Source organism: Streptomyces sp. NPDC001093, from assembly GCF_040298985.1.
In the GTDB taxonomy this organism is placed as follows: Bacteria; Actinomycetota; Actinomycetes; order Streptomycetales; family Streptomycetaceae; genus Streptomyces.
Map to the genome: position 1 here is coordinate 54263 of NZ_JBEPBF010000010.1, position 24556 is coordinate 78818.

Sequence of the window (24556 nt, forward strand, 5' to 3'; positions counted from 1 at the left end):
CCGGCATGACACTGCGACCTGTTCAGGTGAACATCAAGGCTCTTGATGACGCGGCGGTCGGCCGGTTCTGGGGGGAGGCGCTCGGCTGGGGTGTTTCCAGGTCGGGAGGCGGCGCGACCGCCGTTCTCCCCGCCGGTTTCGACTGGCTGGACCCGGTCACCGTCTGCGTCGACGTCATCGCCGTCCCGGAACCCGGGACAACGGCAAAGAACCGTGTGCATCTGGATCTCGCCACCACCTCTGCGGCCCATCAGGCGGAGTTGGTCGCGCGCCTCCGGTCTCTCGGTGCGACGCCCGCCCGCGTGGGCCAGGGCACAGTGCCATGGACGGTTCTCGCCGACCCGGAGGGCAACGAGTTCTGTGTGCTGGAGCCTCGGGAGAGGTACCGGGACACCGGCCCGATCGCCCGGGTGGTGGTCGACTGTGCGGATCCGCGGGCCATGGCCCGGTTCTGGGACCGGGCGATGGACTGGACCCTGCACGAGGTTACCGACGCTCATGCTGTGTTGCGCTCCGCCAAGGGTGTCGGCCCGTATCTCGAGTTCCTCCGCACGCCCGGAGTGAAGACCGTGCCGGACCGCGTCCATCTCGACCTGGTGCCGTGCCCCGGTGACGATCAGGAGGCGGAGGTGACCCGGCTGCGGGCCCTCGGCGCCACCGACCTCGACGTCGGCCAGGGTGACGTCCCGTGGAAGTGCATGGCTGACCCGGAAGGCCACGAGTTCTGCGTTCTCGCCCGCTCTTGACGCGGAGCCTCGACGACACCCCGGCACCTGAGCTCTGTCTGCTCGTGCGCCATGCCCCCCGAGTGGGTTGCGCTGCGGCCTCTCGAACTTCACGACGCGCCGCTGAAGTTGGTCGATGTCCGGTGCGGCGGCGGGCCCGGACTCACGCACGTCACACCACGGCCGGGAAACCCCGAGAGAAGTCAGCTGCGTGCACACCTTCCGTCCGACGCCCGTCCGGCCGTTCCCTGGACAGACGGGCATCGGTTTCCTTAGAGTTCCTGTCCAGGAATGGAAAATCAGTCCAAGCACTCCGGATGCCGTCCTGCGTGACGCTCGGCTGAAACCACGTGGTACGACGGAAGGGAAGAGAGACCGCCATGGCCCCCGATTCGCCCGTAACGTTCGACCACGTCCGTGCGGCCGCCGCACGCCTCGAAGGCGTCGCCCACCGCACCCCCGTCGTCACCTCGCGCACCCTGAACGCCCTCGTGGGCGCCGAGGTGTTCATCAAGTGCGAGAACTTCCAGCGCGTCGGCGCCTTCAAGTTCCGCGGCGCCTACAACGCGGCCGCCCAGCTCTCCCCGGACCAGCTGGCCAAGGGCATCGCCGCCTACTCCTCCGGCAACCACGCCCAGGCCACCGCCCTGGCCGCCCGCGAACTCGGCACCAGTGCCGTCATCCTGATGCCCGAGGACGCCCCGCGCCTCAAGCGGGAGGCGACCGCCGGATACGGCGCCGAGATCGTCACCTACGACCGCTACACCGAGGATCGCACCGCCCTCGGTACGGCGCTGGCCGAGGACCGCGGCCTGGCCCTCATCCCGCCCTACGACCACCCCCATGTCATCGCCGGACAGGGCACCGCGACCCTCGAACTCCTCGACGAGACCGGCCCGCTCGACGCGCTGCTCGTGCCGGTCGGAGGCGGCGGGCTGATCGCCGGCAGCGCCACCGCCGCCAAGGCCCTGCACCCCGGCATCCGGGTCATCGGCGTGGAGCCGGAAGAAGGGGACGACACCAAGCGCTCCCTGGAGAGCGGCGCCCGCGTCACCCTGCCCGTGCCCCGGACCATCGCCGACGGGCAGGCCCTGCCCACGCCCGGCGAGCTCACCTTCGAGATCAACCGACGCCTGGTCGACGCCATCGCCCTCGTCAGCGACGCGGAGATCGTCACCGCCATGCGCTTCGCCTTCGAGCGTCTGAAGATCGTCCTCGAGCCCAGCGGCGCCACCGGCCTGGCCGCACTCCTGGCCGGCCGCGTCGACAACCTCCCGCCCCGCATCGGCATCATCGCCTCCGGTGGCAACATCGACACCGGTCGGTTTGCCGAACTCGTCGGCGGATGAGGGGCGTTACCACGCGACACGAGCCAAGCCCCCCGGTTGCACACGCAGATGTACGGCGCGCCACGCAAGGCCGGTGGGACCTGGCCGACACCCCGGCGCGGGGATCCCCTAGGGTCGAGCCATGACGAGTGAGTTCAGCGACGCCTTCCTGCTGGAGGCCGAACGGCACGCCGCCTGGGGTGCCGCGCAGTTGGAGGCCCTGACCGCGTTCCTGCCCGAGGGGCCGTGGAGCGCCGAGCTGTCGTCCTGTCTCTACCGGCAGGGACACGTGACCCTGCGCGTCGCCGTGCTGGGCACGTACGACATGACCGAGCAGTCCTGGATGTGGGGTTGGGCCAACCCCGGACTGCGGGGCGCCGAGGTGGTGGCCGCGACCGGCGCGGTCGAGCGGTACGGACGGGACCACGGCATCGCCGAACTGACCGAGGAGGTCCTGCACCTGTCCGGGTTCGCCGATCCGCGGCGCGCGGCGGAGATGCTCGCCTTCACCGGCATGGGAGTGGCGGGAGCACCCGGCTACATAGGCGTGCCCGCGGGCGGTGGCACCCAGGTCTACTTCCTTCCCGACGACCCGCAGGTCCCGCGCGCCGGAGTCGACCCCGTGAGCCTGCCCAGGACCCTGCTCACCGGAGCCGGGCTCATCGGCCGCTCGTCACGGCACGTGGTGACCGGCTACTTCGACTACCACGGCCTGCCCCGGCGCGACGAGGCCGGCCGGATCGTCGCCGACCTGCCGGGCGGCAACGCCGTCGAGGTCGACTTCGACGCGGCCGGCCGGATCGCGGGCGTCGGGGTCAAGGTGCTGCCCTGACGCCGGCTGCGCAGGCATGGGGGGATGGAATCCCGACGACCGGCCACGCGACGGCGGCGGCTCCGTCTCCGCGGAGGGAACCACGTACCGCTCCCGCATCTTGGAGCGCAAGGCCGGCGCGACCGCGGAGGCGATGTCCAGGACCTGCTCCCGGGTGATCGGCGCCGGGGACCTCGACGGCGACGGGCGCGGCGACGGCCGGCCCTCGACGGCTCCGGCGAGCTGTGGCGCCAGCACGGCACCGGCACCGGCAAGCTCGCCGACCGTGTGCTGGTCGTCCGCGACCGGGGCAAGTCCTACCGCCAGGTGCTCGGCACCGGCGACCTCAACGGCGACGGCAGGGCCGACCTGCTCTCGGCCGGCTCCGACGGCGTGGCCTGGCTGAACCCGGCCACCGGCCACGGCACCTTGGGCAGCCGGGTCCGCGTCGGCTCGGGCTGGTCCGGCCGCCCCCTTTCCTGACCGGCGGCCCGCACCGGAGGGCACCCCTTGGTGCGGGCCCACATCCCCTGGCCGGGTCGAACGGCCTCATGAGCGATGCAGCATCCGGCCCCTGCTCAGCCCGCCGGCACCGCCGGGTGTACTCGGTGGTGCCGGCGAGCGTCATCGACCGGATGCCGCCTTTGCTCGCCGCGTGCGCCGCCATACAGGGGCGCGCGAACCGGGCCGACGCGGAGCTGAAGTCGACGACTCCCGCGTCATGACCTGCCGACGCCGACGGAGGCGCAGTGTCCGTGCCGCCGTACCGCCTCCACGACGTCGTCATCACTGACCGGGGCACTCCCGCATCCCGGAGTCGGTGCCGGACGGCCCGGGCCCCCTGTGTCTGCGGAACGCGGCAGGGGTCATCCAGCCGCGCAGCGTGGCATCGATCGTCGACCGGAACGTGATCTCCGCCGTGGTGGCGTCGAGGGCGCCGGCCAGTTCGAGCATCACCAGGCCGTGCAGCGTCACCCACAGCGAGAGGGCGATCCGGGTCGCCTCCCCGGTGAGTACGGATGCCGTCGACGCACGGTCGATCGCCGCGAGCAGCGGTCGGACGGGGTCGGCGGTGCCGACCGGGCCCGACGGGTCGAACGACTGCACTCCGCCGAACAGGACCGCGTACAGCCGAGGGTGCTCGCGTCCCCACCGTCGGTACGCGACGGCCAGCGCGTGGAGGTCGGAGAGGGGATCCGCCGAGACCGGCACCGCCGAGAGGTGCTGGTGCAGCCCGGCGACGGCTCTGTCCCGTACCTCGACGATCAGTCCGTCCTTGCCGCCGAACAGCGAGTAGACCGCCGTGGTCGACGTGCCTGCCGCCGCGGCGACGGCGCGCACGGTCAGTGACTCGCGCGTGCCGGTGGCCAGCAGTTCGGTCGCGCACGCCACCAGTCGTTCCCCGACTGACTCGTCGTTCGTTCTCGGCCGTCCCATGGGATCAGTCTAGCGAGTTTGATAACGTCGTTTTGAAACGCCGTTCTGAAACTCTGGGGGCTCTCCATGTCCATATCCGCATCCGCTCCGCGGCCGGTGCGTGCCGTCGGACGCTTACTGGTGGTCACCGCCGCCATCGCGGGCCTGGTCGCCGTCTTCCTCGCGATGCTCGTGCTGACCGACGGGGCCGGCGGGGGTCTGGCCGCGTGGGGGACGGTGGTCGTGGCCGGGACGGCCGTCGCGCTCCGGCGCGGCGGGCGCCGCACCGGGCCCGCCCGGCTCGTTCCCTTCCTGCCGGTGGCTCTCGCAGCCGCGTTGACGGCGTCGGTCTGCATCCCGACCGTCCCGACGGCCCGGCGGTACCCGCCCGCGCTGCCCTTCGTGACCGCCCAGCACTGGAAGCTCTCGACGGGCAGCAGGGTCGCGGTCTACCACTACCCACCCCGCGACTCCGGCGCCCGGCACCCCGTCCCGCTGGTCTATCTCAACGGCGGCCCGATGCGCGGCATCTCGCTGCTGGACCACCGCTTCCTGCGTCTCCTGGCGCGCAAGGGCTACGACGTCTACGCCTACGAGCAGGCCGGTGGCGGACGCAGCGACCTGCTTCCGATGAGCCGGTACACGATCGCCAGGTCGGTGCGCGACCTCGGTGCCTTCGTCGACCGCCTGGGCCGGGGCCGAGTCGACGTCCTCGGCTTCTCCGCGGGCGCGGTCGTCCTCACCCGGGGGCTGGCCGACCCGCGTGTCGCCGGGCGCCTGCACCGGGCGGTCATCGCCGAGCCGGGCCCGATGGACGGCCCCACGGCGCGACTCACCGGGCACACCGGACGCCCCTCAGCGCGCGGCCTCGCTCCGTCCCCGACGGGGCCGCGATCGACCCATGTCCCGCGGTACGCCGTCGCGTTCGGGCTGATGCGTCTCGGGCTCCTCAGCCCCGGCAACGGTCTGATCGGCCAGGCCGAGGGCGACAACGCGTTCACCGCCGCCGACCTCGGCGGCGACACCGCCTCCGCCTACTGCGCGCGCGACGCCCATCGCATCCCGGTGGAGGACACGGCGGAGAACTTCTCCTTCAGCCCCGCCGCCAGTCTCCGCATCCAGCAGACGGTCAAGGACTCGGCGTCCCTGGCCCCCCGACTGCGGCGCTCCCGGACCCCCGCGATGCTGATGATCGCCGAGTGCTCCTCCCAGGTCCGCCGGTGGGAGACCGCCGTCCTGGCCACCGATCCCGCCGTCGAGCGCACCCAGTACCTGCCCGGGGTCGGACATCACCTGTGGAACGGCCTCGACGACAACAACGAACGAGCCGCGGCCGTCATCACCGCGTTCCTCCAGGGTGCACGGGCACCCCTTCCGAACTACCCGACCCGTGCGGACATACCGGCCTTCCTGAGCACCGGGAAGTGAGGCCGGCCGCCGGTCCGCCCGGCCGCACCACGGCACTCCGGCCGTTGTCAGTGGTGGCCCTTACGGTTTGATCAGTGAGGACCTGCGGGAAAGGCCGCGGGTCCGCCCTGGGGAGGGGTCTGCCATGACGTCCGCGGTGTCGACGACGTATCTGGAGTTGTCGCAGGAGGGCGGCGGCGCCCACAAGTTCTACGAAGTGACCGTCGACGGCACAGTGGTGACGGTGCGGTACGGCAGGATCGGCGCCGCCGGGCAGATCCAGACGACGACCTTCCCGACCGCCGAGAAGGCCAGGGCGGCCGCCGCGAAGAAGGTGGGGGAGAAGGTCCGCAAGGGATATGCCCCGGCCGTCCAGGGGCAGCGCGCCCCGCGCCCGGTGACCCGGCGTCAGGTCAGCTCGGCCCCGTCCACCGCGCGGGCGGTCGCGCCCGTGCTGTGGCGGTTCCGCACCGGCTCGGCCGCCTTCGGCATCCATGTCGACGACGACCACTGCTGGGTCGGCAACCAGGCGGGTGACGTCTACACCCTGGGCCACGACGGCGCCGTCCTCTCCCGGTTCAGCCTGCCGGACGGGGTGAAGTGCCTGGTCGCCGACGACTTCTGGATCTACGCGGGCTGCGACGACGGCAAGGTTTACGACCTCTCCTCCAAGCTGCCGTTCGCCGCGTACGACATCGCCTCCGACGTCGACATCTTCTGGCTGGACATCCACGAGGGCATCCTGAACGTGTCGGACCGCGACGGCCGGCTCACCGTCATCGACCACGAGGACGAACACCAGTGGGCCCGCCGCAGCCAGGGCGGGCACGCCTGGATGATCCGCGCCGACGACCGCGCCGCCTACCACGGCCACCAGCGGGGCGTCACCGCCTACGCGCCCGACGGCAGCGGCGAGTTGTGGCACAGGGACACCAACGGCAGCGTCCTCTTCGGCTGGCAGGAGGACGCCGCCGTCTACGCGGGCACCCACCACCACGTGGTCCAGCGGCTGTCGAAGGCGACCGGGGCCATCGAGGCGACATACCGTTGTGACAACGCGGTGTATTCGTGCGCGACCTCCCCGGGCGGGCGGTTCGTCTTCGCCGGGGACGCCGCTTCGTCCGTCTACTGCTTCGACCAGGACGGCACGCGTCTGTGGAAGCTCGGCACGGGCGGCGGCTCGGCGCTGTCGATGCAGTACCGCGACGAGCGGCTGTACCTGGTGACCACCGACGGCTCACTGGTGTGCGTCGACGCGAGCGAGACGGCCATCGCCGCGGCCGAGCAGGGCACGGTCCCGGTCGCACGGGACGTCAAGCTCGCCGCGGCCCTGCCCACCTACCAACCCGCCACCGCCGTGGCCGAGGTGGCCACCGTCGCGCAGGCTCCCGCCGGAGCCGTCGTGGTCGAGTGCGTGCAGGAAAGCGGCCGACTCCGGGTCCACGTGGTGTCCGAGGGCTACGACACCTCCTGGAACGTCCAGTTCCCGCGGGCGATACGCAGGCCGGGCGCCCGCTACGTCGTGGACGCCCTGCACCCGGCGGCCGGCGGCTTCTACCGCGTCCGCGGCGACATCCGCCGCCTGCTGTGACGCCCTCCCCGGCTCCGGGCGGCCGCCCGGAGTCCGGGACCGCACAACAGTCGCCTCCGTCGTCAACTCCCCGCCAGGCAGGGACCGTGAGGTGTTTCGTGTGCCGACCGGCACAGCTGGGCGTGCGCCTCAGGGTCGTGCGCTCGCCGCCTGCGCCAGCACCTCCCGCGCCACCGAGAGCACCTCGGCGCGATCCTCCGGCACCAGTCCGATGCGGGTACGGCGGTCCAGGAGGTCCGACTCGTCCAGTGCGCCCTCGTGCCGGACCGCCCACAGCAGTTCCGCGCGGGTGACCGGGTGACCGGGCAGGACCCGCTCGGCCAGCGCGGGATCCTCGGCCGCGAGGGAGTGGACGGCCTCCGCCTCGGTGCCGTAGCGGCGGACGAGACGCGGGGGCGCGGAAAGGTTGCGCAGCCGGCCGGGTGCGGCGGCGCCGACCAGGGGCAGCGCGGCGGTGGGGGAGGGCGCGGCGGGCAGGCCCCGGGCGGCGGTCGCGGCGTCCACGGCGTCCTGGGCCATCCGCCGGTAGGTGGTGAGCTTGCCGCCGACGATCGTGGTGACGCCGTCGGGAGACGTCAGCACCGCGTGCCGGCGGGAGATGTCGGAGGTGCGGGCGGACGAGCCGTCGTGGCCGTCGTGCCCGGAGGCGTCCAGCAGGGGCCGCAGTCCGGCGAAGGCGCCGACGACCTCCTCCCGGGTCACCGGCGTGTCCAGGACCGAGCCGAGGACGTCGAGAAGGAAGCCGATGTCGGTCTCGGGTACCTCCGGGACGTCCGGGATGCCGCCCTCGACCGGCTCGTCGGTGAGACCGACGTACACCCGGCCGTCGCCCTGTGGCAGGACCAGCACAAAGCGGTTCGTCTCGCCGGGGATGGGGATGTGCAGGCCGGCCGGCAGGGTGCCGAGCCGCTCGGAGCGCAGGACCAGATGGGTGCCGCGGGAGGGCCGGATCCGGATGCCCTCGACGAGGTCGCCCGCCCACACCCCGGACGCGTTGATGACCGCGCGGGCCTTGATCTCACCCTCCTCGCCGGTGAGTTCGTCACGGATCCGGGCGCCGCTGCCGGTCAGCTCCAGCACCCTGACCCGGGTGAGCACCCGGGCGCCCTGCGCGGCGGCCGTCCTGGCCAGGGCGGTGACCAGCCGGGCGTCGTCGGTCACTTTGCCGTCCCAGGACAGCAGTCCGCCGCGCAGTGCGGCCGAGCGCACCGTGGGCGCCAGGTGCCGGGCTTCCGTCGCCGACAGCCGGCGCGGGGCGGGCAGGATCCGGCGTGGGGTCCGGGCGGCCAGCCGCAGCATGTCCCCGGCCCGGAACCCGGCCCACGCCAGCGAGGCCTGGGCCCGGGACACCAGCGGGGTCAGCGGCAGGACGAACGGCTGCGCGGCCACCAGATGCGGGGCGGTCCGCGTCATCAGCACCCCGCGTTCGACCGCGCTCTCGTGCGCCACGTCGAACTGCGCGGAGGCCAGATAGCGCAGCCCGCCGTGGATCAGCTTCGAACTCCAGCGGGAGGTGCCGAAGGCCAGGTCGTGGGCGTCCACGGCGACCACGTCAAGGCCGCGGGCCGCCGCGTCCAGCGCGGCTCCGGCGCCGGTGGCACCGAGCCCGACGACCAGGACGTCGGCGACCCTGCCGTCGGTGGCCTCGGCCAGTTCGCGGCCACGGCGGTGTGCGCTGAGGGACGAGCCGGCGTCGGCCCTGGTGTGGCTCATGGCGTGAGGGTCCTCTCCAGGAGGGTGCGCAACTCGCCGAGGAAGGCGGCGGAGTCGAGCTCCGGATCGTCCTCGTCGGTCATCGTGCGCAGGGACAGGGTGAAGGACTGCACGGTCAACAGCAGGGCGCGGGCCTGTCGTTCGACATGCCCGGGGCGCACGGAGCCGTCCGCGTGGCCGTCGCGCAGACCGTCGGCCAGCAGCGTCAGCAGTGCCTCCTGGCTCGCTCCGCGCCGGTCGAGCACATAGGGCAGCAGCAGTTCCGGATCGACGTCGACGATCTTGCGGAAGAGCGGGTGCGCACGGAAGGCCTCGACGCCCGCCACCAGTCCGTCCACGATCCGGGTGCGGGTGTCCGTGCGCGAGGCGGGCTCGGGGATCGCCCGGGTGGCCACGTCGATCCACTCGCGGGTCATCAGATCGCCCACCAGGGTCCGCAGATCCGGCCAGCGCCGGTACAGCGTCATCCGCGAGACACCGGCGCGGCGGGCCACGTCGGCGAGGGTGGTGCGGCGGACCCCGACGGCGAGCACACAGTCGCGCACCGCGTCGAGCACATGATCGTTGTCCGAACCGTTGTGACGAATAGGCGTCATGTGTCACAGTGTAACGCCCCGGGGGTCGGGCGCAGCAGACACCGTCACCCCGGGGGCGGCCCGCCGGCCGTCGCGTGAACCGAGGACACCGAGCACACCGACCTGTGAGGACGACCGTTCAATGGACATGCTGTGGAACGGCTGGGGCGACCCGGCCAAGGCGGCACCGCTGCCCGACTCGGTGACCGGACTGCTCCGCGACCTGCTCGGCGTCAAGCCCCGCACCACCCCCGCCCTCACCCTCGAGGACATCGAACTGCCCGCCACCACGGCCTCCCCGGCCGCGCTCAAGGCGCTCGCCGAGGCCGTCGGCGACGAAGACCACGTCCGCACCGACAGCGACAGCCGCATCCGGCACACCCGCGGCAAGTCCACCCCCGACCTGCTGCGCATCCGCGCCGGGGACTTCGCGGACGTCCCGCAGGCCGTGGTCCTGCCCGCCTCCCACGACGAGGTCCTCGCCGTCCTGCGCGCCTGCGCCGCCCACGGCCTCGCCGTCGTTCCCTTCGGCGGCGGCACCTCGGTCGTCGGCGGACTCGCCCCCCAGCGCACCGCGTTCATCGCCCTGGACCTGCGCCGCATGAACGGCCTGCTCGACCTCGATCCCGTCTCGCGCACCGCCGTGCTCCAGCCGGGACTGCGCGCCCCCGACGCCGAAGCCCTGCTCGCCGAACAGGGCTTCACCCTCGGCCACTTCCCGCAGTCCTTCGAGTGGGCCACCATCGGCGGCTTCGCGGCCGCCCGCTCCAGCGGCCAGGCGTCCGCCGGGTACGGCCGCTTCGACGAGATGGTCCTCGGCCTGACCCTCGCCACGCCCGAGGGCACCATCGAGACCGGCCGCGCCCCGCGCTCCGCCGCCGGCCCCGACCTGCGCCAGCTGATCCTCGGCTCCGAGGGCGCCTTCGGCGTCATCACCTCCGTCACCGTACGGATCCGTCCGCTGCCGCAGGTGCGCGTCTACGAGGGCTGGCGGTTCGCCTCCTTCGAGGAGGGCGCCGCCGCGCTGCGCAGGCTCGCCCAGGACGGACCCCGGCCGACCGTGCTGCGGCTGTCCGACGAGACCGAGACCCTCATCGGCCTGGCCCAGCCCGACGCCATCGGCGGCGACTCGGCGCAGAGCGCGGCCGGCTGTCTCGCCATCACCGGCTACGAGGGCACGGCCGAGGACACCGCACAGCGCCGGGAGCAGGCGGCGGCCGTCCTCACCGCCTGCGGCGGCACCCTCCTCGGCGCCGAACCGGGCGAACGCTGGGCCCACGGCCGCTACTCGGCGCCATACCTGCGCGACGCGCTGCTCGACGTCGGCGCCTTCGCCGAAACCCTCGAGACCGCCGCCTTCTGGTCCTGCATCCCCGACCTCTACACGGCCGTACGCACCGCCCTCACCGACACCCTCACCGAGGCCGGCACCCCGCCCCTGGTCATGTGCCACATCTCCCACGTCTACGAGAACGGCGCCTCGCTGTACTTCACGGTCGTCAGCGCCCAGGGCGAGGACCCGGTGGCCCACTGGACGCCCGCCAAGCACGCGGCCAACGAGGCCGTACTGGCGGCCGGAGGCACCATCTCCCACCACCATGGAGTCGGCACCGACCACCGCGACTGGTACGTCCGCGAGGCCGGACGGCTCGGCATCTCGGCCCTGCGTGCCGTCAAGCGCCGCCTGGACCCGGAGGGCCTGCTCAACCCCGGTGTCCTGCTCCCCACCGACTGACCCACCGATCCGCTGACCGACCCCACCCGATCCGCCTGCTTCGGAGGCACACCGATGCGACAGTTCACCGCCGTCGTCAACCCCACCGCGGGCGGCTCCACCGGGGCGGCGACACTGCTGCACCTGGCCCGGCTGCTGCGCGAGGCCGGAGCCGAGCTGGAGACGGAGTACAGCAACAGCCTCGCCCACGCCCAGGACATCGCCCGCCGCGCCGGCGAACACGGCCGGATCGTCCTGGCCGTCGGCGGCGACGGCATCGCCGGCGGCATCGGCGGCGCACTCAGCGGCACCGGAACCGTCCTCGGCCTGGTGCCCGCCGGACGCGGCAACGACTTCGCCCGCGCCCTGAGACTGCCCGCCGACCCCGCCGCACTCGCCGACATCCTGCTGCACGCCGAACCACGGCCGGTCGACACCATCGAGGTGGAGTCGGCCGTCCACCCGCGCACCGTCGTCCTGGGCAGCGTCTACGCCGGCGTGGACGCGGTGGCCAACCGGCACGCCAACCACGCCCGGCTGCTGCGCGGCTCCGCCTCCTACTACGCGGGCGGCCTGCGTGCCGTCACCACCTGGCGCGCGGCCGACTACCGCGTCACCGTCGACGGCGAGGAACACACCCACCGCGGCTACACCGTCGTAGCGGCCAACTCCCCCTACTACGGCTCCGGTCGGCTCATCGCCCCCGACGCACGCGTCGACGACGGCCTGCTGGACGTCGTGATGATCCGCGAGGCACCGCGCCGGCTGTTCTTCACCCTGATGAACGAGCTGAAGACGGGCGGACATGTGCACCGCCCCGAGGTGCGCGTGCTGCGCGGCAGGGAACTGCGCATCGAGGCGAACCGCCCCGTCCCCTACGGTGCCGACGGCGAGGTCGACGCCACCCTGCCCGTCACGCTGCGGGTACGACCCGGAGACCTGCCGGTGCTGTACTGACCCCGCGCGGCCGCGGCACGGGAATTCCTGACCCGGACCGAGAAGTGACACCGCATCGGTGCAGGACCGGCCCGCCTTGGGTAAGGGAAGGGAACCGGGCCGAGGGCGCCGGGGAGGGGTTGGTCGCACATGACGCTGGAGCCCGCCGAGGGCGTGGTGCAGGCGGTCGTCCTGTACGACGGACGACTGCTGCTCGTGGCGGATGGCCACGGCTGGGCCCTGCCGTCCGGTACTCCCCAACCGGCCGAGTCGGCCGAGGCCACCGCGGCGCGCGTCGTCTACGAACTCACCGGATACCTCGTGGACGGCACGGAGTCCCTGGCCCAGCGCCACGGTCCGCAGGCAGACGGTGCGTCGGCGGCGGCGGTGGTGTGCCAACTGCTGAGCGAGTCCCCCTCGGACGGGGCCGCTCTCGCACCCGAGCAGGTGCGCTGGGCGGCGATTCCCGAGACCACCGAGGTCGCACTCCCGGCAGCCGTACGCGAGTACCTCCGGGGACACACGCCGGTGTGACGGGCCTGCCGGTCAGCCCGCACCGCGAAGGTGAGCCGCCGCCCGTGACGGAGGCGGACGGTCCGGCACTCACCCCCCCCGGCCGACGACCGGCGTGGCACGCAGATGGCGCATCCCGTCACGCCGACGCCGGCGCCGACGGGCCCGGCACGCCGCACGGCTCTGTCGTGGGTGAGGGCCGGCTGTGCTCTCGTTCGTCGGTCGTGGCGGCAGGACCGGCTCACCGGCCGGGCAGGTCCATCACGTCCACTCCGGTGCCGGCCGGCGCGCCTCCCGGTGGGACCACCGCGAGGCTGTCCGCCGGGGCGAGGCCGCGCAGCATCGCCGGGCCGTCGAACGGCAGCGGCGTCACCTCCTGTCCCGCGGTGAACACCGGCAGCAGCCGGGTGTCGTGCGAATGCCCGGGCAGCGCGGAGCCGGCCACCCGCCGGTCCGGCTCGGTGCCGGAGTGCCCGCCGAGGCGGCGCAGCAGCGGCTCGGCCAGCGGAGTCCACGAGCAGCCGGGCGCCCACCACCCGGAGCGTGTCGTGCAGGAAGTCCACCGGTCCGGCGGCGGCGCTCCCCGTCGTGACCACGACGTCGGCGGGCGAGCGGCGCACGGCCTCCCGGCGAGCGGAGACGTCGTCGGCGAGCAGACGATGGCCGATCAGCTCGGCACCGCAGGCGTGCAGCCACGGCGGCAGCAGCGGCCCGAGCGCGTCACGGACCCGCCCGCCGCGCGGCACGCCCTGCTGGAGCAACTCGTCCCCGAGAACCAGCAGTTCGACGCCGGGCCGGCGGTGCAGCGTCAGCCGGTCGTAGCCGGCGGCGGCCGCCAGGCCCAGCACCCGCTCGGTCACTGTGGTGCCGGAGGGCAGCAGCGGCTCACCGGTCGCGGCACTCCTGGCCGCGTGGCCGGATGTCGCGGCCTTCGGGCACCGGCGCAGGGGAGCGGTCGTACAGCAGGCCCGGCCCGGAGTCCGCCTCGCCGTGCTCGCGCCGCAGTACGGCGGTCGCGCCGGGCGGCACCGGGGCGCCGGTGGCGAGGGGAACGGCCGCGTCCGGCGCGAGCGGCCCCGGCTCCCGTCCGGCCAGGACACAGGCGTCGCCGAGCCGCCACGGGCCCGGTCCGGCCACGGCCAGCCGTCCATCGCGGCGGTCGCGAACGGCGGCAGGTCGGTGAGCGCGAGGAGCGGTTCGGCCAGCGCATGGCGCAGCGCCTCGCTGAGGGTGTCGTGCCGTCGGCCGGGTGCGTCCGGGATGCCGGAATGCGGGGCATCATTGGTGAGCCGTCCGACGAAGTCAAAGAGGCCCCGTCTGTCTGGACAGGCGCCCCCCATCTGATAACCCGCGCTTATCACGCCATCGAAAACACCACTTTGACGTGCCTTTCGAAGGAGGCGGATGCTGCCCCGCAGTGCCCATCGGAGAAAGAGGCGGACCGGATCATGAGCGGTATCGAGGACCCCGTCGACGATCTGTCGGTCACCCCGCCCAAACGCTGGGCGACCGGTGTTCCGGCGGTGACGCACGCACTGGAGTACTCGCTGGGGCAGACGACCGTACGACGCACCGCCCTGACCCTGCTGAACATCAACCAGGTCAAGGGCTTCGACTGCCCGGGATGCGCCTGGCCCGAGCCCGCGCCGGGCAAGCGGCACCGCAACGAATACTGCGAGAACGGCGCCAAGCACATCACCGACGAAGCCACCTCGCGCCGGGTCACCGCCGAGTTCTTCCGCGAGCACTCGATCGCCGAACTCGGAGCCAGGTCCGACTACTGGCTCAACCAGCAGGGCCGGCTGACCGAACCCGTGATCAAGCGGCCCGGCGCCGAGCACTACGAACCGATCGCCTGGGACGAGGCGCTCGACGTGCTCGCCGGGGAGCTCCGCCGGCTGGACTCCCCGGACGAGGCCCTGTTCTACACCTCCGGCCGGCTGAACAACGAGGCCGCCTTCCTGCTGCAGCTCTTCGCCCGCGCCTACGGCACCAACAACCTCCCGGACTGCTCCAACATGTGCCACGAGTCCAGCGGTTCCGCGCTGATGGAGACCCTGGGCATCGGCAAGGGCAGCGTCTCCCTGGACGACATCCACACCGCGGACCTCGTCTTCGTCGTCGGACAGAACCCGGGCACCAACCATCCGCGGATGCTCACCGCGCTGGAGGAGACCAAGCGCAACGGCGGCAAGGTCATCGCGGTGAACCCGCTGCCGGAGGCCGGACTCATCCGCTTCAGGCATCCGCAGAAGGCACGCGGAGTGATCGGCCGGGGCACGGCCATGGCCGACCAGTTCCTGCAGATCCGCCCAGGTGGCGACCTCGCCCTGTTCCAGGCGCTCAACCGGCTGCTGCTGGAGGCCGAGGACGAGCGCCCGGGCACCGTACTCGACCACGCCTTCATCAGCGCCCACACCACCGGCTTCGCCGACTTCGCCGACCACGCCCGGAAGATCGCCTGGGAGGACGTCCTCGCCGCGACCGGGCTGAGCCGCGACGAGATCGAGGCCGTCCACGACCGAGTCCTGCGCAGCGGAAAGATCATCGTCTGCTGGGCCATGGGCCTCACCCAGCACAAGCACGGCGTCCCCACCATCCGCGAGGTCGTCAACTTCCTGCTGCTGCGCGGCAACATCGGCCGGCCGGGCGCGGGCGTGTGTCCGGTGCGCGGGCACAGCAACGTCCAGGGCGACCGTACGATGGGCATCTGGGAGCGCATGCCCCAGACGTTCCTCGACGCCCTGGGCCGCGAGTTCGGCTTCACCCCGCCCGCGAAGCACGGACTGGACTCGGTCGACGGCATCCGGGCCATGCGCGACGGCACCGCGAAGCTCTTCCTCGGCGTCGCCGGCAACTTCGTCCGGGCCACCCCCGACAGTCATGTCACCGAAGAGGCGATGCGGCGGTGCCGGCTCACCGCGCACATCTCCACCAAGCTCAACCGTTCCCACACGGTCTGCGGTGACACCGCCCTCATCCTGCCCACGCTCGGCCGCAGCGACCGCGATATCCAGGCGTCCGGCGAGCAGTTCATCACCGTCGAGGACTCCATGAGCGAGGTGCACGCCTCCCGCGGCCGCCTGGCGCCGGCCTCCCCGCACCTGCTCAGCGAGGTCGCGATCATCAGCCGGCTGGCCCGCCGCACCCTCGGCGACGAACCCGCCATCCCCTGGGAGGAGTTCGAGGCGGACTACGCCGCCGTCCGCGACCGCATCTCCCGCGTCGTACCGGACTTCGAGGACTTCAACGCCCGGGTCGCCGGGCCCGGCGGGTTCCGGCTGCCCAACCCGGTCAACCAGCGTGTCTTCCGCACCTCGAGCGGCAAGGCGGTCTTCACCGTCAACGACTTCACGATGCCGCACATCCCCGAGGGCCATCTGCTGCTGCAGACGCTGCGCTCCCACGACCAGTGGAACACCGTGCCGTACGCGATGGACGACCGCTACCGCGGCATCCGCAACGCCCGCCGGGTGGTGCTCGTCAACCCCGCCGACCTGGCGGCCCTCGGGTTCGCCGACCGCGACCGGGTGGACCTGGTCACCGTCTGGCACGACGGACTGGAGCGCCGGGCGGAGGACTTCCGCGTCGTCGCCTATCCCGCCAGCCGCGGCTCCGCGGCCTCCTACTACCCCGAGACCAATGTCCTGGTGCCGCTGGACAGTGTCGCCGACATCAGCAACACCCCTACGTCCAAAGGTGTGTTGATCCGCCTGGAGCCCACGCGCGGAGCAGGAACATGGGACGAGTGACGGTACGGCGGCGGGTGCTCCGGATTCGCGACGGAGTACCCTCCGCCCGGCCGGACACCCTGGCAGCCGAGGAACCGATGGAGATACGGGTCGGCGGGCGCCCCCTCACCGTGACCATGCGCACCCCCGGCGACGACTTCGACCTCGCGGCCGGCTTCCTCGCGGGCGAGGGTGTCGTCCGTGCCGCCGGCGACGTGACCGGCATCCGCTACTGCGCCGGCGCCACGGCGGACGGGGGCAACACCTACAACGTGGTGGACGTCGGCCTGGCCCCGGGCGTGGCCATGCCCGGCGCGTCGTTGGAGCGGAACTTCTACACCACCTCCTCGTGCGGCCTGTGCGGCAAGGCCAGCCTGGACGCGGTGCGCATGGCCACGAGGTGGTCCGTGGGCGAGGACCCGCTGCGCGTGGGCCCGGAGCTCCTCGCCTCCCTGCCCGAGAAGCTCCGTGCGGCGCAGAAGGTGTTCGACAGCACCGGGGGCCTGCACGCGGCCGGACTGTTCACGGCCGACGGCGAGCTGCTGTGCCTGCGCGAGGACGTGGGCCGGCACAACGCCGTGGACAAGGTCGTCGGACACGCCCTGCGCTCGGACCTGCTGCCGTTGCGCGGCACCCTGCTGATGGTCAGCGGCCGCGCCTCCTTCGAGCTGGTGCAGAAGGCCGTGCTCGCCGGAATCCCCCTGCTGGCGGCCGTCTCGGCCCCCTCCTCGCTGGCCGTGGACCTGGCGGCCGAGAGCGGGCTGACCCTGGTCGGCTTTCTGCGCGGTACATCGATGAACGTGTATGCCGGTGCGGAACGACTCCAGCCGCAGCCGGTGGGCTGACGCGAGGGCTCACGTGGGCGGCGGCAGTGCACGCCAGGGAGCCGCAGCCGCGCCCGGTACCGTCGGTTGTCGCCCCGGCGTCGGCTATCGCCCCGGCGCCGTCGGCCATCGCCCCGTCGTCGGCTACCGCCCCGGATCCCCCGGCACGCGCTCCAGGGCCGAGGCCACGTCGGTGGTGCGGGCGATGTCCGTCAGCGCCCTCGCCATCACCGAACCGGGCTCCCGGGCGGCGACCACCAGGCCCACGGGCACGGCCGCGGCGGGTTCGATCAGCGGCACCGCCCGCATACCGTGCGGGACACCGAACACATGGAGCCAGGCATGCGGCACGATGGCCGCCCACTGGCCCGTCCTGACGTGGGCGAACAGCGCCGCCACGGAGTCGGTCTCCAGTCGGGGCGAGGGCTGCGTCCCCGCCTGCGCGAACAGCTCGTCCAGCACCCGGCGTCCCTGCATCGCCGGGGTCAGCATGCACAGCGGCAGTCGCGACGCCTCCGCCCAGGTGGCCGACGTACGCCGGGCCAGGCCGTCGGCGGTCGTGAGCAGCAGCACGTACCGCTCCTGGTACAGGGGCACCGTGTGGAAGCCACCCTCCGACACATCCTCGCGCAGATAGGTCACCCCGGCATCGAGCTCGAAGTTCTGCAGCTGCCGCAGGATGTCCACCGACTGCATGTCCGCGGTCACCTCGACCGTGACCAGCGGGTGCGCCGCGCAGAACGGGCCGGTCAACTGGGCGACGGCACCGGACGCGGTGGGCACGGTGCCGATCCGCATCCTGCCGCTCAAGCCGTTGCGCAGGACATCCACCTCGTCCTTGAGGGCATCCCGGTCGGCGAGGATCCGCTGCGCCCATACGACGATGCGTTCCCCCTCCGGGGTGAGGCCCTCGTACTTGCGGCCACGCCGCACCAGCGGCACGTCGAGTTCCTCCTCCAGCTTGCGCAGCGCCTCCGACAGTGCGGGCTGGGAGACGTAGCAGGCCTGGGCGGCACGGGCGAAGTGCCGCTCCCGGGAGAGGGCGACGAGGTATTCCAGCTGACGAAAGAGCACGGCACGGGTGTACCCGACCGTTCCCCGTAAAGCCAACCCGGGCCCGTCGGCCCCTCCGCCGGTCACAGCGCCGGACTGCGTACGACCTGCCGAGCCGGCCGGGCAGCGCCATGCTGGAACGACTTGGTTCCATGGACCCGACGACTTGGTTCCGAGGCCCTCGTGTCTCCAGGACCTCAGGAGGAGGCGTACTGCCGTGGTCGAACCGCAGCCCGTCATCGTCCCGCCGGCCAGGGCGGCCGTGTTCCTCGTCGTCACCATCGATCCGGGCGGGGAGGACGCGGTCCGCGGCCTGCTCGAGGACGTCTCGGGGCTGCGCCGCTCGGTGGCCTTCCGCGAGCCGGCCGAGGAACTGAGCTGTGTCGTCGGCATCGGATCGCACGCATGGGACCGGTTGTTCAGCGGCCCGCGCCCACGTCGGCTGCATCCCTTCACGGACCTGGTCGGCCCCCGCCATCGAGCGCTCGGCACACCGGGCGACCTGCTTTTCCATGTCCGCTCCCACCGTATGGATCTCTGCTTCGAACTGGCCCGGCTGCTGGGCGAGCGACTCGCGGGAGCGGCCACCGTGGTCGACGAGGTGCACGGCTTCAAATTCTTCGACGAACGTGACCTGCTCGGCTTCGTGGACGGCAGCGAGAACCCCGAGGGAAACGTCGCGGACGACGCCGTGTTCATCGGCGAGGAGGACGCGGAATTCGCGGGCGGCAGCTATGTGATCGTGCAGAAGTACCTGCACGACATGACGGCCTGGAACGCCCTGTCGGTCGAGGAACAGAACCTGGTCATCGGGCGCACCAAACTGGCCAACATCGAACTCCCCGACGATGTGAAACCCGCCGATTCCCATGTCGCGCTCAACACCATCACCGACGAGAACGGCGACGAACGCAAGATCGTACGGGAGAACATGCCCTTCGGTACCATCGGCAAAGGCGAGTTCGGCACCTATTTCATCGGATATGCCCGCACCCCGGATGTGACGGAGGAAATGCTGAGGAACATGTTCCTCGGCAGGGATCCGGGCCGGCACGATCGGATTCTCGAATTCTCTGTGCCGGTCACGGGCTGCCTCTTCCATGTGCCCACCGTCACCTTTCTCGACGACCTGCCCGATGCCCCGAGCGGCTCGTGACCCAGCGTTACCGGAACGGCAATGCGCGTCTTCCGTTTGCGGTGTCGTGCACAGCGGGGTTCAGTGATTACGGACCCCCGGAACAACCACCCGCGGATTGTCGACCTCCCGCGCGCCCAGGAGCTGCCATGTCGATGTCGTTCGGTGCACCGTTCGGTTCGTCGGACCCCTTCAGCGAGTTGTTCAACCGGTTCTTCGGGACGTCACCGGCGTCGTCGCCTCCCGCGGTGCAGCGGGTGCCCATCGGCCGGCTGCTGACGGAGTCGTGCCAGGAACTGCTCAACCTGGCCGCGCAGCGGGCGGTCCAGGACGGCACGTCCGACCTGGACACCGAACATCTGCTGTGGGCCGCCACCCAGGTCGAACCGTCCCGGAGACTGCTCTCCCAGCTGGACGTCGATCCCGACAGGCTGGCGGCCGAGCTCACCAAGATCCTGCCCCGGGAGTCCGGCGAGCCGTCCGCCCGACCGGGCCTCACCCCGGCGGCCAAGCGCACGCTCCGGGCCGCCTACGCACAGTCACAGGCGGCCGGTGTGTCGTACATCGGTCCCGAGCACGTCCTCGGCGCCCTGCTGGGCGACAGCGACACGGGCGCTGCGAGGCTGCTGCGCGCCGAGGGCCTGGACGCGCGGAAACAGGCCGGTCTGACCGAGCAGGCCGCTCGCGGCGACGGCGTTCCCGCCGAACGCAAGAAGACGCCGGCGACGACCCTGGACGAGTTCGGGCGGGATCTGACGGAGGAGGCCAAGGCGGGGAAGCTGGATCCGGTGGTGGGGCGTGCGGAGGAGATCGAGCAGACGGTCGAGGTCCTCTCGCGGAGGTCGAAGAACAATCCGGTGCTGATCGGCGAGCCGGGTGTGGGCAAGACGGCGATCGTGGAGGGGCTGGCACAGCGGATCGTGGCCGGTGAGGTGCCCGACACCCTCAAGGACAAGAGGGTCGTGGCCCTGGACCTGTCGGGGATGGTCGCGGGGGCGCAGTACCGGGGCCAGTTCGAGGAGCGGTTGAAGAAGGTCATCGAGGACGTCCAGGCCGCCGAGGGCCGGATCATCCTGTTCATCGACGAACTCCACACCGTGGTGGGTGCGGGGGCGACGGGAGAGGGGTCGATGGACGCGGGCAACATGCTCAAGCCCGCCCTCGCGCGCGGTGAACTCCACGTCGTGGGCGCCACGACCATCGACGAGTACCGCAAGTACGTGGAGAAGGACGCGGCGTTGGAGCGGCGGTTCCAGCCGGTGATGGTGCCCGAGCCGACGGTGGAGGAGACCGTGCAGATCCTGGAGGGTCTGCGGGACTCCTACGAGGCTCACCACCAGGTCCGGTTCGACGATGGCGCGTTGGCGGCCGCGGCGGAGCTCTCCGACCGCTACATCACCGACCGTTTCCTGCCCGACAAGGCGATCGATGTGATGGACCAGGCTGGTGCGCGGGTGCGGTTGCGCAGCGTGGGCCGGTCCACGGAGGTGGTCGGCCGCGAGGACCGCATCGCCCAGCTGCGCCGCGAACTCGACCAGGCCGTCTCCGTGGAGGACTTCGAGAAGGCGTCGGAGCTGAAGCGGCAGATCTCCGAGGTGGAGGGCGAACTCGCCGGCATCGAGGAACGCCGCGAGGGTGTGGTGTCGGTGACGGCCGCCGATGTCGCCGACGTCGTCTCGCGCCGTACGGGGATCCCCGTGTCGCAGCTGACGGCGAGTGAGAAGGAGAAGCTGCTCAGGCTCGAGGAGGAGATGCACGCCCGGATCGTCGGCCAGGACGAGGCCGTCACCGCCGTCTCCCAGGCGGTACGGCGCAACCGGTCGGGAATGGGGGATCCGAACCGGCCGGTGGGATCCTTCCTCTTCCTCGGCCCCACGGGTGTCGGCAAGACCGAACTCGCCAAGACCCTCGCGGCGTTGCTGTTCGGGGGCGAGGACCGGATGATCCGGTTCGACATGAGCGAGTTCCAGGAGAAGCACACCGTCGCCCGGCTCGTGGGTGCCCCTCCGGGATACGTCGGCTATGAGGAAGCGGGCCAGCTGACGGAGAAGGTGCGCCGCCGGCCCTACAGCGTGGTGCTGTTCGACGAGGTGGAGAAGGCGCACCCGGACGTCTTCAACACCCTGCTGCAGATCCTGGACGACGGCCGGCTCACCGACGCCCAGGGCCGTACCGTCGACTTCCGGCACTGCGTGATCATCATGACGTCCAACATCGGCGCGCACCGGATCCTGGACCACAAGGGTGATGTGTCGGAGCTGAAGGACGAGTTGATGGGGGACCTGCGGACCAGGTTCCTGCCGGAGTTCCTCAACCGGATCGACGACATCATCATCTTCCACGGGCTGACCGAGGACGATCTCGGGAAGATCGTGGACCATCTGCTGGAGCGCAGCAAACGCCGCGTCCACGCCCAGGGGCTGACTCTGGAGGTGACCGAGGCGGCGAAGAAGCTGCTCATCGCGCACGGCCACCAGCCGGAGTTCGGTGCCCGGCCGCTGCGGCGCACGATCCAGGCGGAACTCGACAACCGGATCGCCACCCTGCTGCTCAGTGGTGAAGCGGAGCCCGGGGACGCCATCGTCGCCGACGTCGAACACGACTCCCTCCACTGCACGGTCCGCAGGAGCAGCGGGCCTGCCGGGGCAGGGGCCGCGCCGGCGGAGAAGTGACGGCGGGGAGGACGGAGGAGGGGCGGCCTCTGGCCGCTCATCCGTGCTCGCTCTGCTCCCCGATCGACACCACGACCACGCTCGACGGGCCGTCCGGCGTGACGAAGTCGACCGAGTCACCGGGGCGGTGCCCGAGCAGCGCGCGGCCGAGCGGGCTGTTGGAGGTGACCAGGTTCTGGTCCAGGGCCTCGGCGACCTCGCCGATCTGAAGCGTCTCCACCGAGCCGTCCGGGAAGCGGACGGCGACCGTGCTGCCCACGCCGACCACGTCCGTGGGGGCGGGCCCGGCCACCTCCGCCTGGCGCAGCCGCTCGGTGATGGCCTCGATACGACGGTCCAGGCGGTCGAGCTGATTGGCGCGCTGCAACTGCTCGGCCTGGTCGGCCTGGTCGCCCACATCCGTGCGGTCCCGCAGGATTCCGGCGACGAGCCGGCGCTCGTCACGCAGGTCGGCCAGCTCCTGCTCCAGCGCGCGGCGGGCAGCGGCACTGATCGGCTCCGGGTCACCGGTCATTCCGGCTCCTCTGGTCCAGGGGAGAAACATTGACGAGTCGGGCATTTTTCGCATCGTATCAACGAGTGCCCGAGGTCGTGCCGCCCCGCGCTGGGGGTCGGGGAGGCGGCTGCGGTGGAGGCCCCCACTGTCTCGATATACGGTGTTTTAAGGTGTTTTTCCACCTCTGTTTCCCTCTCTCCCAGGAGGTTTCCATGTCCTCGAAGCGACGCCGGAAGAAGAAGTCGCGGCGCAACCATCGCGCCAACCACGGCAAACGGCCCCAGTCCTGAGGCCTCGGGCGGACACGCACGGACCTGAAGGGCGCCGGCACCATCCCGGACCGGCGCCCCTCTCGTGTGCCCCGCCGGATGCATGGGGACATCGGGCCGGTGCACCGCCAGACTCGGACACATGAGACTGATGACGTCACCTCACGCACCGTCGGCCCCGATCGCGTCGAGGTGCACCACATGACCTCCGCCGTGGTGGTCGGTGGCGGACCCAACGGCCTCGCCGCCGCGGCCCTCCTCGCCAGGGCGGGCCTGCAGGTCACGCTCCTGGAGGCCGCGGACGAGGTCGGCGGAGGCACCCGCAGCCACGAGGCGATCCTGCCGGGACTGGTGCACGACCACTGCTCGGCCATGCATCCCATGGCCGTCGGCTCCCCGGCGCTGCGCACGCTGGGCCTCGAACGGCACGGGCTGCGCTGGCTGTTGCCGGACATCGACTGCGTGCACCCCTTGGACGACGGCAGCGCCGGGGTCCTGCTGCGTTCCGTGGCGGACACCGCCCGTATGCTCGGCCCGGACGGTGACCGGTACCGCGCACTCCTCACCACCCCGGTACGCCACTGGGACGCCCTGGCGCACGATGTGCTGGGCCCCCTGCCGCGCCTCCCCTCGCACCCGCTGCTCCTCGCCCGCTTCGGGCTGCCGACCACCCTCCCCGCCTTGCTCCTCGCCCGCCTCTTCACCACCCCGCGGGCGCGGGCCCTGTGGGCGGGCGTCGCGGCACACGCCTTCCGGCCGCTGTCGCAGCCGTTCACCTCGGCCATCGGGCTCGGCATCCTCACCGCGGGCCATGCCGACGGCTGGGCCGTGGCCGAAGGCGGCTCACAGTCCATCGCCCGCGCCATGGAACGCGTGCTGCGCCTGCACGGAGGCACCGTCCACACCGGCGTGCGCGTCACCGACCACCGGCAGCTGCCGCCCGCCGACGTGACCCTCCTCGACCTCGACCCCGGCCAGGTCGTCGCCCTCTACGGCGACCGGCTCCCGGCCCGGGTGCGCCGTGCCTACCGGCGGTTCCGGCGTGCCCCCGCGGTCTTCAAGCTCGACCTGGCCGTCGAAGGCGGCGTGCCCTGGACGAACGAGCACGCACGCCGGGCGGGCGCCGTGCACCTCGGCGGCCCGCTCGCCGAGGTGGCCGACGCCGAGCGGGCCGTGGCGGCCGGACACATGCCGGAACGCCCCTTCGTGCTGGTCGGCCAGCAGTACCTGGCGGACCCCTCCCGCTCCGCGGGCGACGTCCGCCCCGTCTACACCTACGCCCATGTCCCGTACGGCTACGACGGGGATGCGAGCGACGCGATACTCCGTCAGCTGGAGCGGTTCGCCCCCGGTGTCCGCGACCGCGTCGTGGGTCGCCTGGTCACCTCGCCCCACCGGTTCGCCGCCGCCAATCCGAACTTCGCCGGCGGCGACGTCATCACCGGGGCCAGTACGATCCCTCAGCTCCTCCTGGGCCCCCGCCCGACCGTCGAGCCGTACTCGACCGGCCTGCCGGGCGTGTTCCTGTGCTCGGCGGCGACCCCGCCCGGGGCCGGGGCGCACGGCATGTGCGGCGCCGGAGCCGCAGCGGCCGCACTGCGCCATCTGGGGGTGGGGGCCGCGGACCGGCAGTGACCCCGCCGCCGG

The 24556-nt window shown here is 72.1% G+C and carries 23 protein-coding genes and 1 pseudogene; 16 read left to right on the forward strand and 8 right to left on the reverse strand.

The genetic code is table 11. The annotated features are described in order from the left end of the window. Positions 1 to 5 precede the first annotated feature (5 nt). The 5 genes from ABT288_RS07795 to ABT288_RS50125 all read left to right on the forward strand — a co-directional run bounded on the left by ABT288_RS07795 (position 6) and on the right by ABT288_RS50125 (position 3589). Positions 6 to 746 (forward strand): VOC family protein, encoded by a 741-nt coding sequence (locus ABT288_RS07795; protein ID WP_351603873.1) that lies wholly within the window; start codon positions 6 to 8, stop codon positions 744 to 746. Positions 747 to 1105: 359 nt separating this feature from the next. Next, a complete protein-coding gene (locus ABT288_RS07800) occupies positions 1106 to 2074 on the forward strand; it encodes a threo-3-hydroxy-L-aspartate ammonia-lyase (protein WP_351603875.1) in 969 nt (322 codons plus the stop codon). A 121-nt stretch (positions 2075 to 2195) separates the two neighbouring features. Then, the gene (locus ABT288_RS07805; RefSeq protein WP_351603877.1) at positions 2196 to 2885 is read left to right on the forward strand and encodes a DUF6882 domain-containing protein; all 690 of its coding nucleotides are present in this window, start codon (positions 2196 to 2198) and stop codon (positions 2883 to 2885) included. Between the two features lie 267 nt (positions 2886 to 3152). After that, positions 3153 to 3347 carry an FG-GAP repeat domain-containing protein gene (locus ABT288_RS07810; RefSeq protein ID WP_351603996.1) on the forward strand — a complete coding sequence of 65 codons (195 nt, stop codon included), beginning with the start codon at positions 3153 to 3155 and terminating at the stop codon, positions 3345 to 3347. Positions 3348 to 3415: 68 nt separating this feature from the next. Continuing rightward, complete coding sequence (locus ABT288_RS50125; RefSeq protein WP_502972734.1) at positions 3416 to 3589, forward strand: hypothetical protein; 174 nt, start codon at positions 3416 to 3418, stop codon at positions 3587 to 3589. A gap of 61 nt (positions 3590 to 3650) precedes the next feature. On the opposite strand, the gene ABT288_RS07820 is transcribed toward ABT288_RS50125, so the two are convergent. Next, on the reverse strand, positions 3651 to 4301 hold the full coding sequence (locus tag ABT288_RS07820; RefSeq protein WP_351603879.1) for a TetR-like C-terminal domain-containing protein: 651 nt from the start codon (positions 4299 to 4301) through the stop codon (positions 3651 to 3653). 66 nt (positions 4302 to 4367) lie between these two features. Between ABT288_RS07820 and ABT288_RS07825 the strand changes: the two genes are divergently transcribed. Next, entirely contained in the window at positions 4368 to 5708 is a 1341-nt protein-coding gene (locus ABT288_RS07825) for an alpha/beta fold hydrolase (RefSeq protein ID WP_351603881.1), read from the forward strand. 124 nt (positions 5709 to 5832) lie between these two features. Continuing rightward, positions 5833 to 7278 carry a WGR domain-containing protein gene (locus ABT288_RS07830; protein WP_351603883.1) on the forward strand — a complete coding sequence of 482 codons (1446 nt, stop codon included), beginning with the start codon at positions 5833 to 5835 and terminating at the stop codon, positions 7276 to 7278. A gap of 129 nt (positions 7279 to 7407) precedes the next feature. Here the strand turns inward: ABT288_RS07830 and ABT288_RS07835 are convergent, their stop codons facing one another. After that, positions 7408 to 8991, reverse strand: a complete 1584-nt coding sequence (locus ABT288_RS07835; protein ID WP_351603885.1) for a glycerol-3-phosphate dehydrogenase/oxidase — start codon at positions 8989 to 8991, stop codon at positions 7408 to 7410. Continuing rightward, positions 8988 to 9587: a TetR/AcrR family transcriptional regulator gene (locus tag ABT288_RS07840; protein WP_351603887.1), complete on the reverse strand. Its 600-nt coding sequence runs from the start codon at positions 9585 to 9587 to the stop codon at positions 8988 to 8990. The genes ABT288_RS07835 and ABT288_RS07840 overlap by 4 nt, the downstream gene beginning before the upstream one ends. A gap of 121 nt (positions 9588 to 9708) precedes the next feature. Between ABT288_RS07840 and ABT288_RS07845 the strand changes: the two genes are divergently transcribed. From ABT288_RS07845 to ABT288_RS07855, 3 genes are all read left to right on the forward strand, one after another. Continuing rightward, a complete protein-coding gene (locus ABT288_RS07845) occupies positions 9709 to 11301 on the forward strand; it encodes an FAD-binding oxidoreductase (protein WP_351603889.1) in 1593 nt (530 codons plus the stop codon). 54 nt (positions 11302 to 11355) lie between these two features. Beyond that, the gene (locus tag ABT288_RS07850; protein WP_351603891.1) at positions 11356 to 12237 is read left to right on the forward strand and encodes a YegS/Rv2252/BmrU family lipid kinase; all 882 of its coding nucleotides are present in this window, start codon (positions 11356 to 11358) and stop codon (positions 12235 to 12237) included. Positions 12238 to 12366: 129 nt separating this feature from the next. Further along, positions 12367 to 12750, forward strand: a complete 384-nt coding sequence (locus tag ABT288_RS07855; RefSeq protein ID WP_351603893.1) for an NUDIX hydrolase — start codon at positions 12367 to 12369, stop codon at positions 12748 to 12750. Positions 12751 to 12970: 220 nt separating this feature from the next. Here ABT288_RS07855 and ABT288_RS50130 read toward each other — a convergent pair whose 3' ends face one another. From ABT288_RS50130 to ABT288_RS50140, 3 genes and pseudogenes are all read right to left on the reverse strand, one after another. Then, complete coding sequence (locus ABT288_RS50130; RefSeq protein ID WP_451334414.1) at positions 12971 to 13174, reverse strand: hypothetical protein; 204 nt, start codon at positions 13172 to 13174, stop codon at positions 12971 to 12973. 130 nt (positions 13175 to 13304) lie between these two features. Continuing rightward, a pseudogene (locus tag ABT288_RS50135) lies at positions 13305 to 13589 on the reverse strand (molybdopterin-binding protein); the annotation flags it as partial. A 25-nt stretch (positions 13590 to 13614) separates the two neighbouring features. Further along, complete coding sequence (locus tag ABT288_RS50140) at positions 13615 to 13866, reverse strand: hypothetical protein (RefSeq protein WP_451334413.1); 252 nt, start codon at positions 13864 to 13866, stop codon at positions 13615 to 13617. A gap of 311 nt (positions 13867 to 14177) precedes the next feature. Here ABT288_RS50140 and ABT288_RS07865 point away from each other — a divergent pair, with 311 nt between their 5' ends. Continuing rightward, positions 14178 to 16481: an FdhF/YdeP family oxidoreductase gene (locus ABT288_RS07865; RefSeq protein WP_351603895.1), complete on the forward strand. Its 2304-nt coding sequence runs from the start codon at positions 14178 to 14180 to the stop codon at positions 16479 to 16481. Beyond that, complete coding sequence (gene fdhD, locus ABT288_RS07870; RefSeq protein WP_351603897.1) at positions 16469 to 17305, forward strand: formate dehydrogenase accessory sulfurtransferase FdhD; 837 nt, start codon at positions 16469 to 16471, stop codon at positions 17303 to 17305. Before ABT288_RS07865 ends, fdhD begins: the two co-directional genes overlap by 13 nt. Before the next feature lie 123 nt (positions 17306 to 17428). Here fdhD and ABT288_RS07875 read toward each other — a convergent pair whose 3' ends face one another. Continuing rightward, entirely contained in the window at positions 17429 to 18358 is a 930-nt protein-coding gene (locus tag ABT288_RS07875) for a LysR family transcriptional regulator (RefSeq protein ID WP_351603899.1), read from the reverse strand. Positions 18359 to 18554: 196 nt separating this feature from the next. On the opposite strand from ABT288_RS07875, the gene ABT288_RS07880 reads away from it, so the two are divergent. Both ABT288_RS07880 and ABT288_RS07885 read left to right on the forward strand, forming a co-directional pair. After that, the gene (locus ABT288_RS07880; RefSeq protein ID WP_351603901.1) at positions 18555 to 19493 is read left to right on the forward strand and encodes a Dyp-type peroxidase; all 939 of its coding nucleotides are present in this window, start codon (positions 18555 to 18557) and stop codon (positions 19491 to 19493) included. Positions 19494 to 19621: 128 nt separating this feature from the next. Next, on the forward strand, positions 19622 to 22144 hold the full coding sequence (locus ABT288_RS07885) for an ATP-dependent Clp protease ATP-binding subunit (protein ID WP_351603903.1): 2523 nt from the start codon (positions 19622 to 19624) through the stop codon (positions 22142 to 22144). 37 nt (positions 22145 to 22181) lie between these two features. Here ABT288_RS07885 and ABT288_RS07890 read toward each other — a convergent pair whose 3' ends face one another. Then, on the reverse strand, positions 22182 to 22658 hold the full coding sequence (locus ABT288_RS07890) for a GreA/GreB family elongation factor (protein WP_351603905.1): 477 nt from the start codon (positions 22656 to 22658) through the stop codon (positions 22182 to 22184). Between the two features lie 194 nt (positions 22659 to 22852). Here ABT288_RS07890 and ABT288_RS50145 point away from each other — a divergent pair, with 194 nt between their 5' ends. Both ABT288_RS50145 and ABT288_RS07895 read left to right on the forward strand, forming a co-directional pair. Further along, complete coding sequence (locus tag ABT288_RS50145; RefSeq protein WP_468370288.1) at positions 22853 to 22930, forward strand: 50S ribosomal protein bL37; 78 nt, start codon at positions 22853 to 22855, stop codon at positions 22928 to 22930. Between the two features lie 78 nt (positions 22931 to 23008). Further along, entirely contained in the window at positions 23009 to 24544 is a 1536-nt protein-coding gene (locus ABT288_RS07895) for a phytoene desaturase family protein (RefSeq protein WP_351603907.1), read from the forward strand. Positions 24545 to 24556 lie beyond the last annotated feature (12 nt).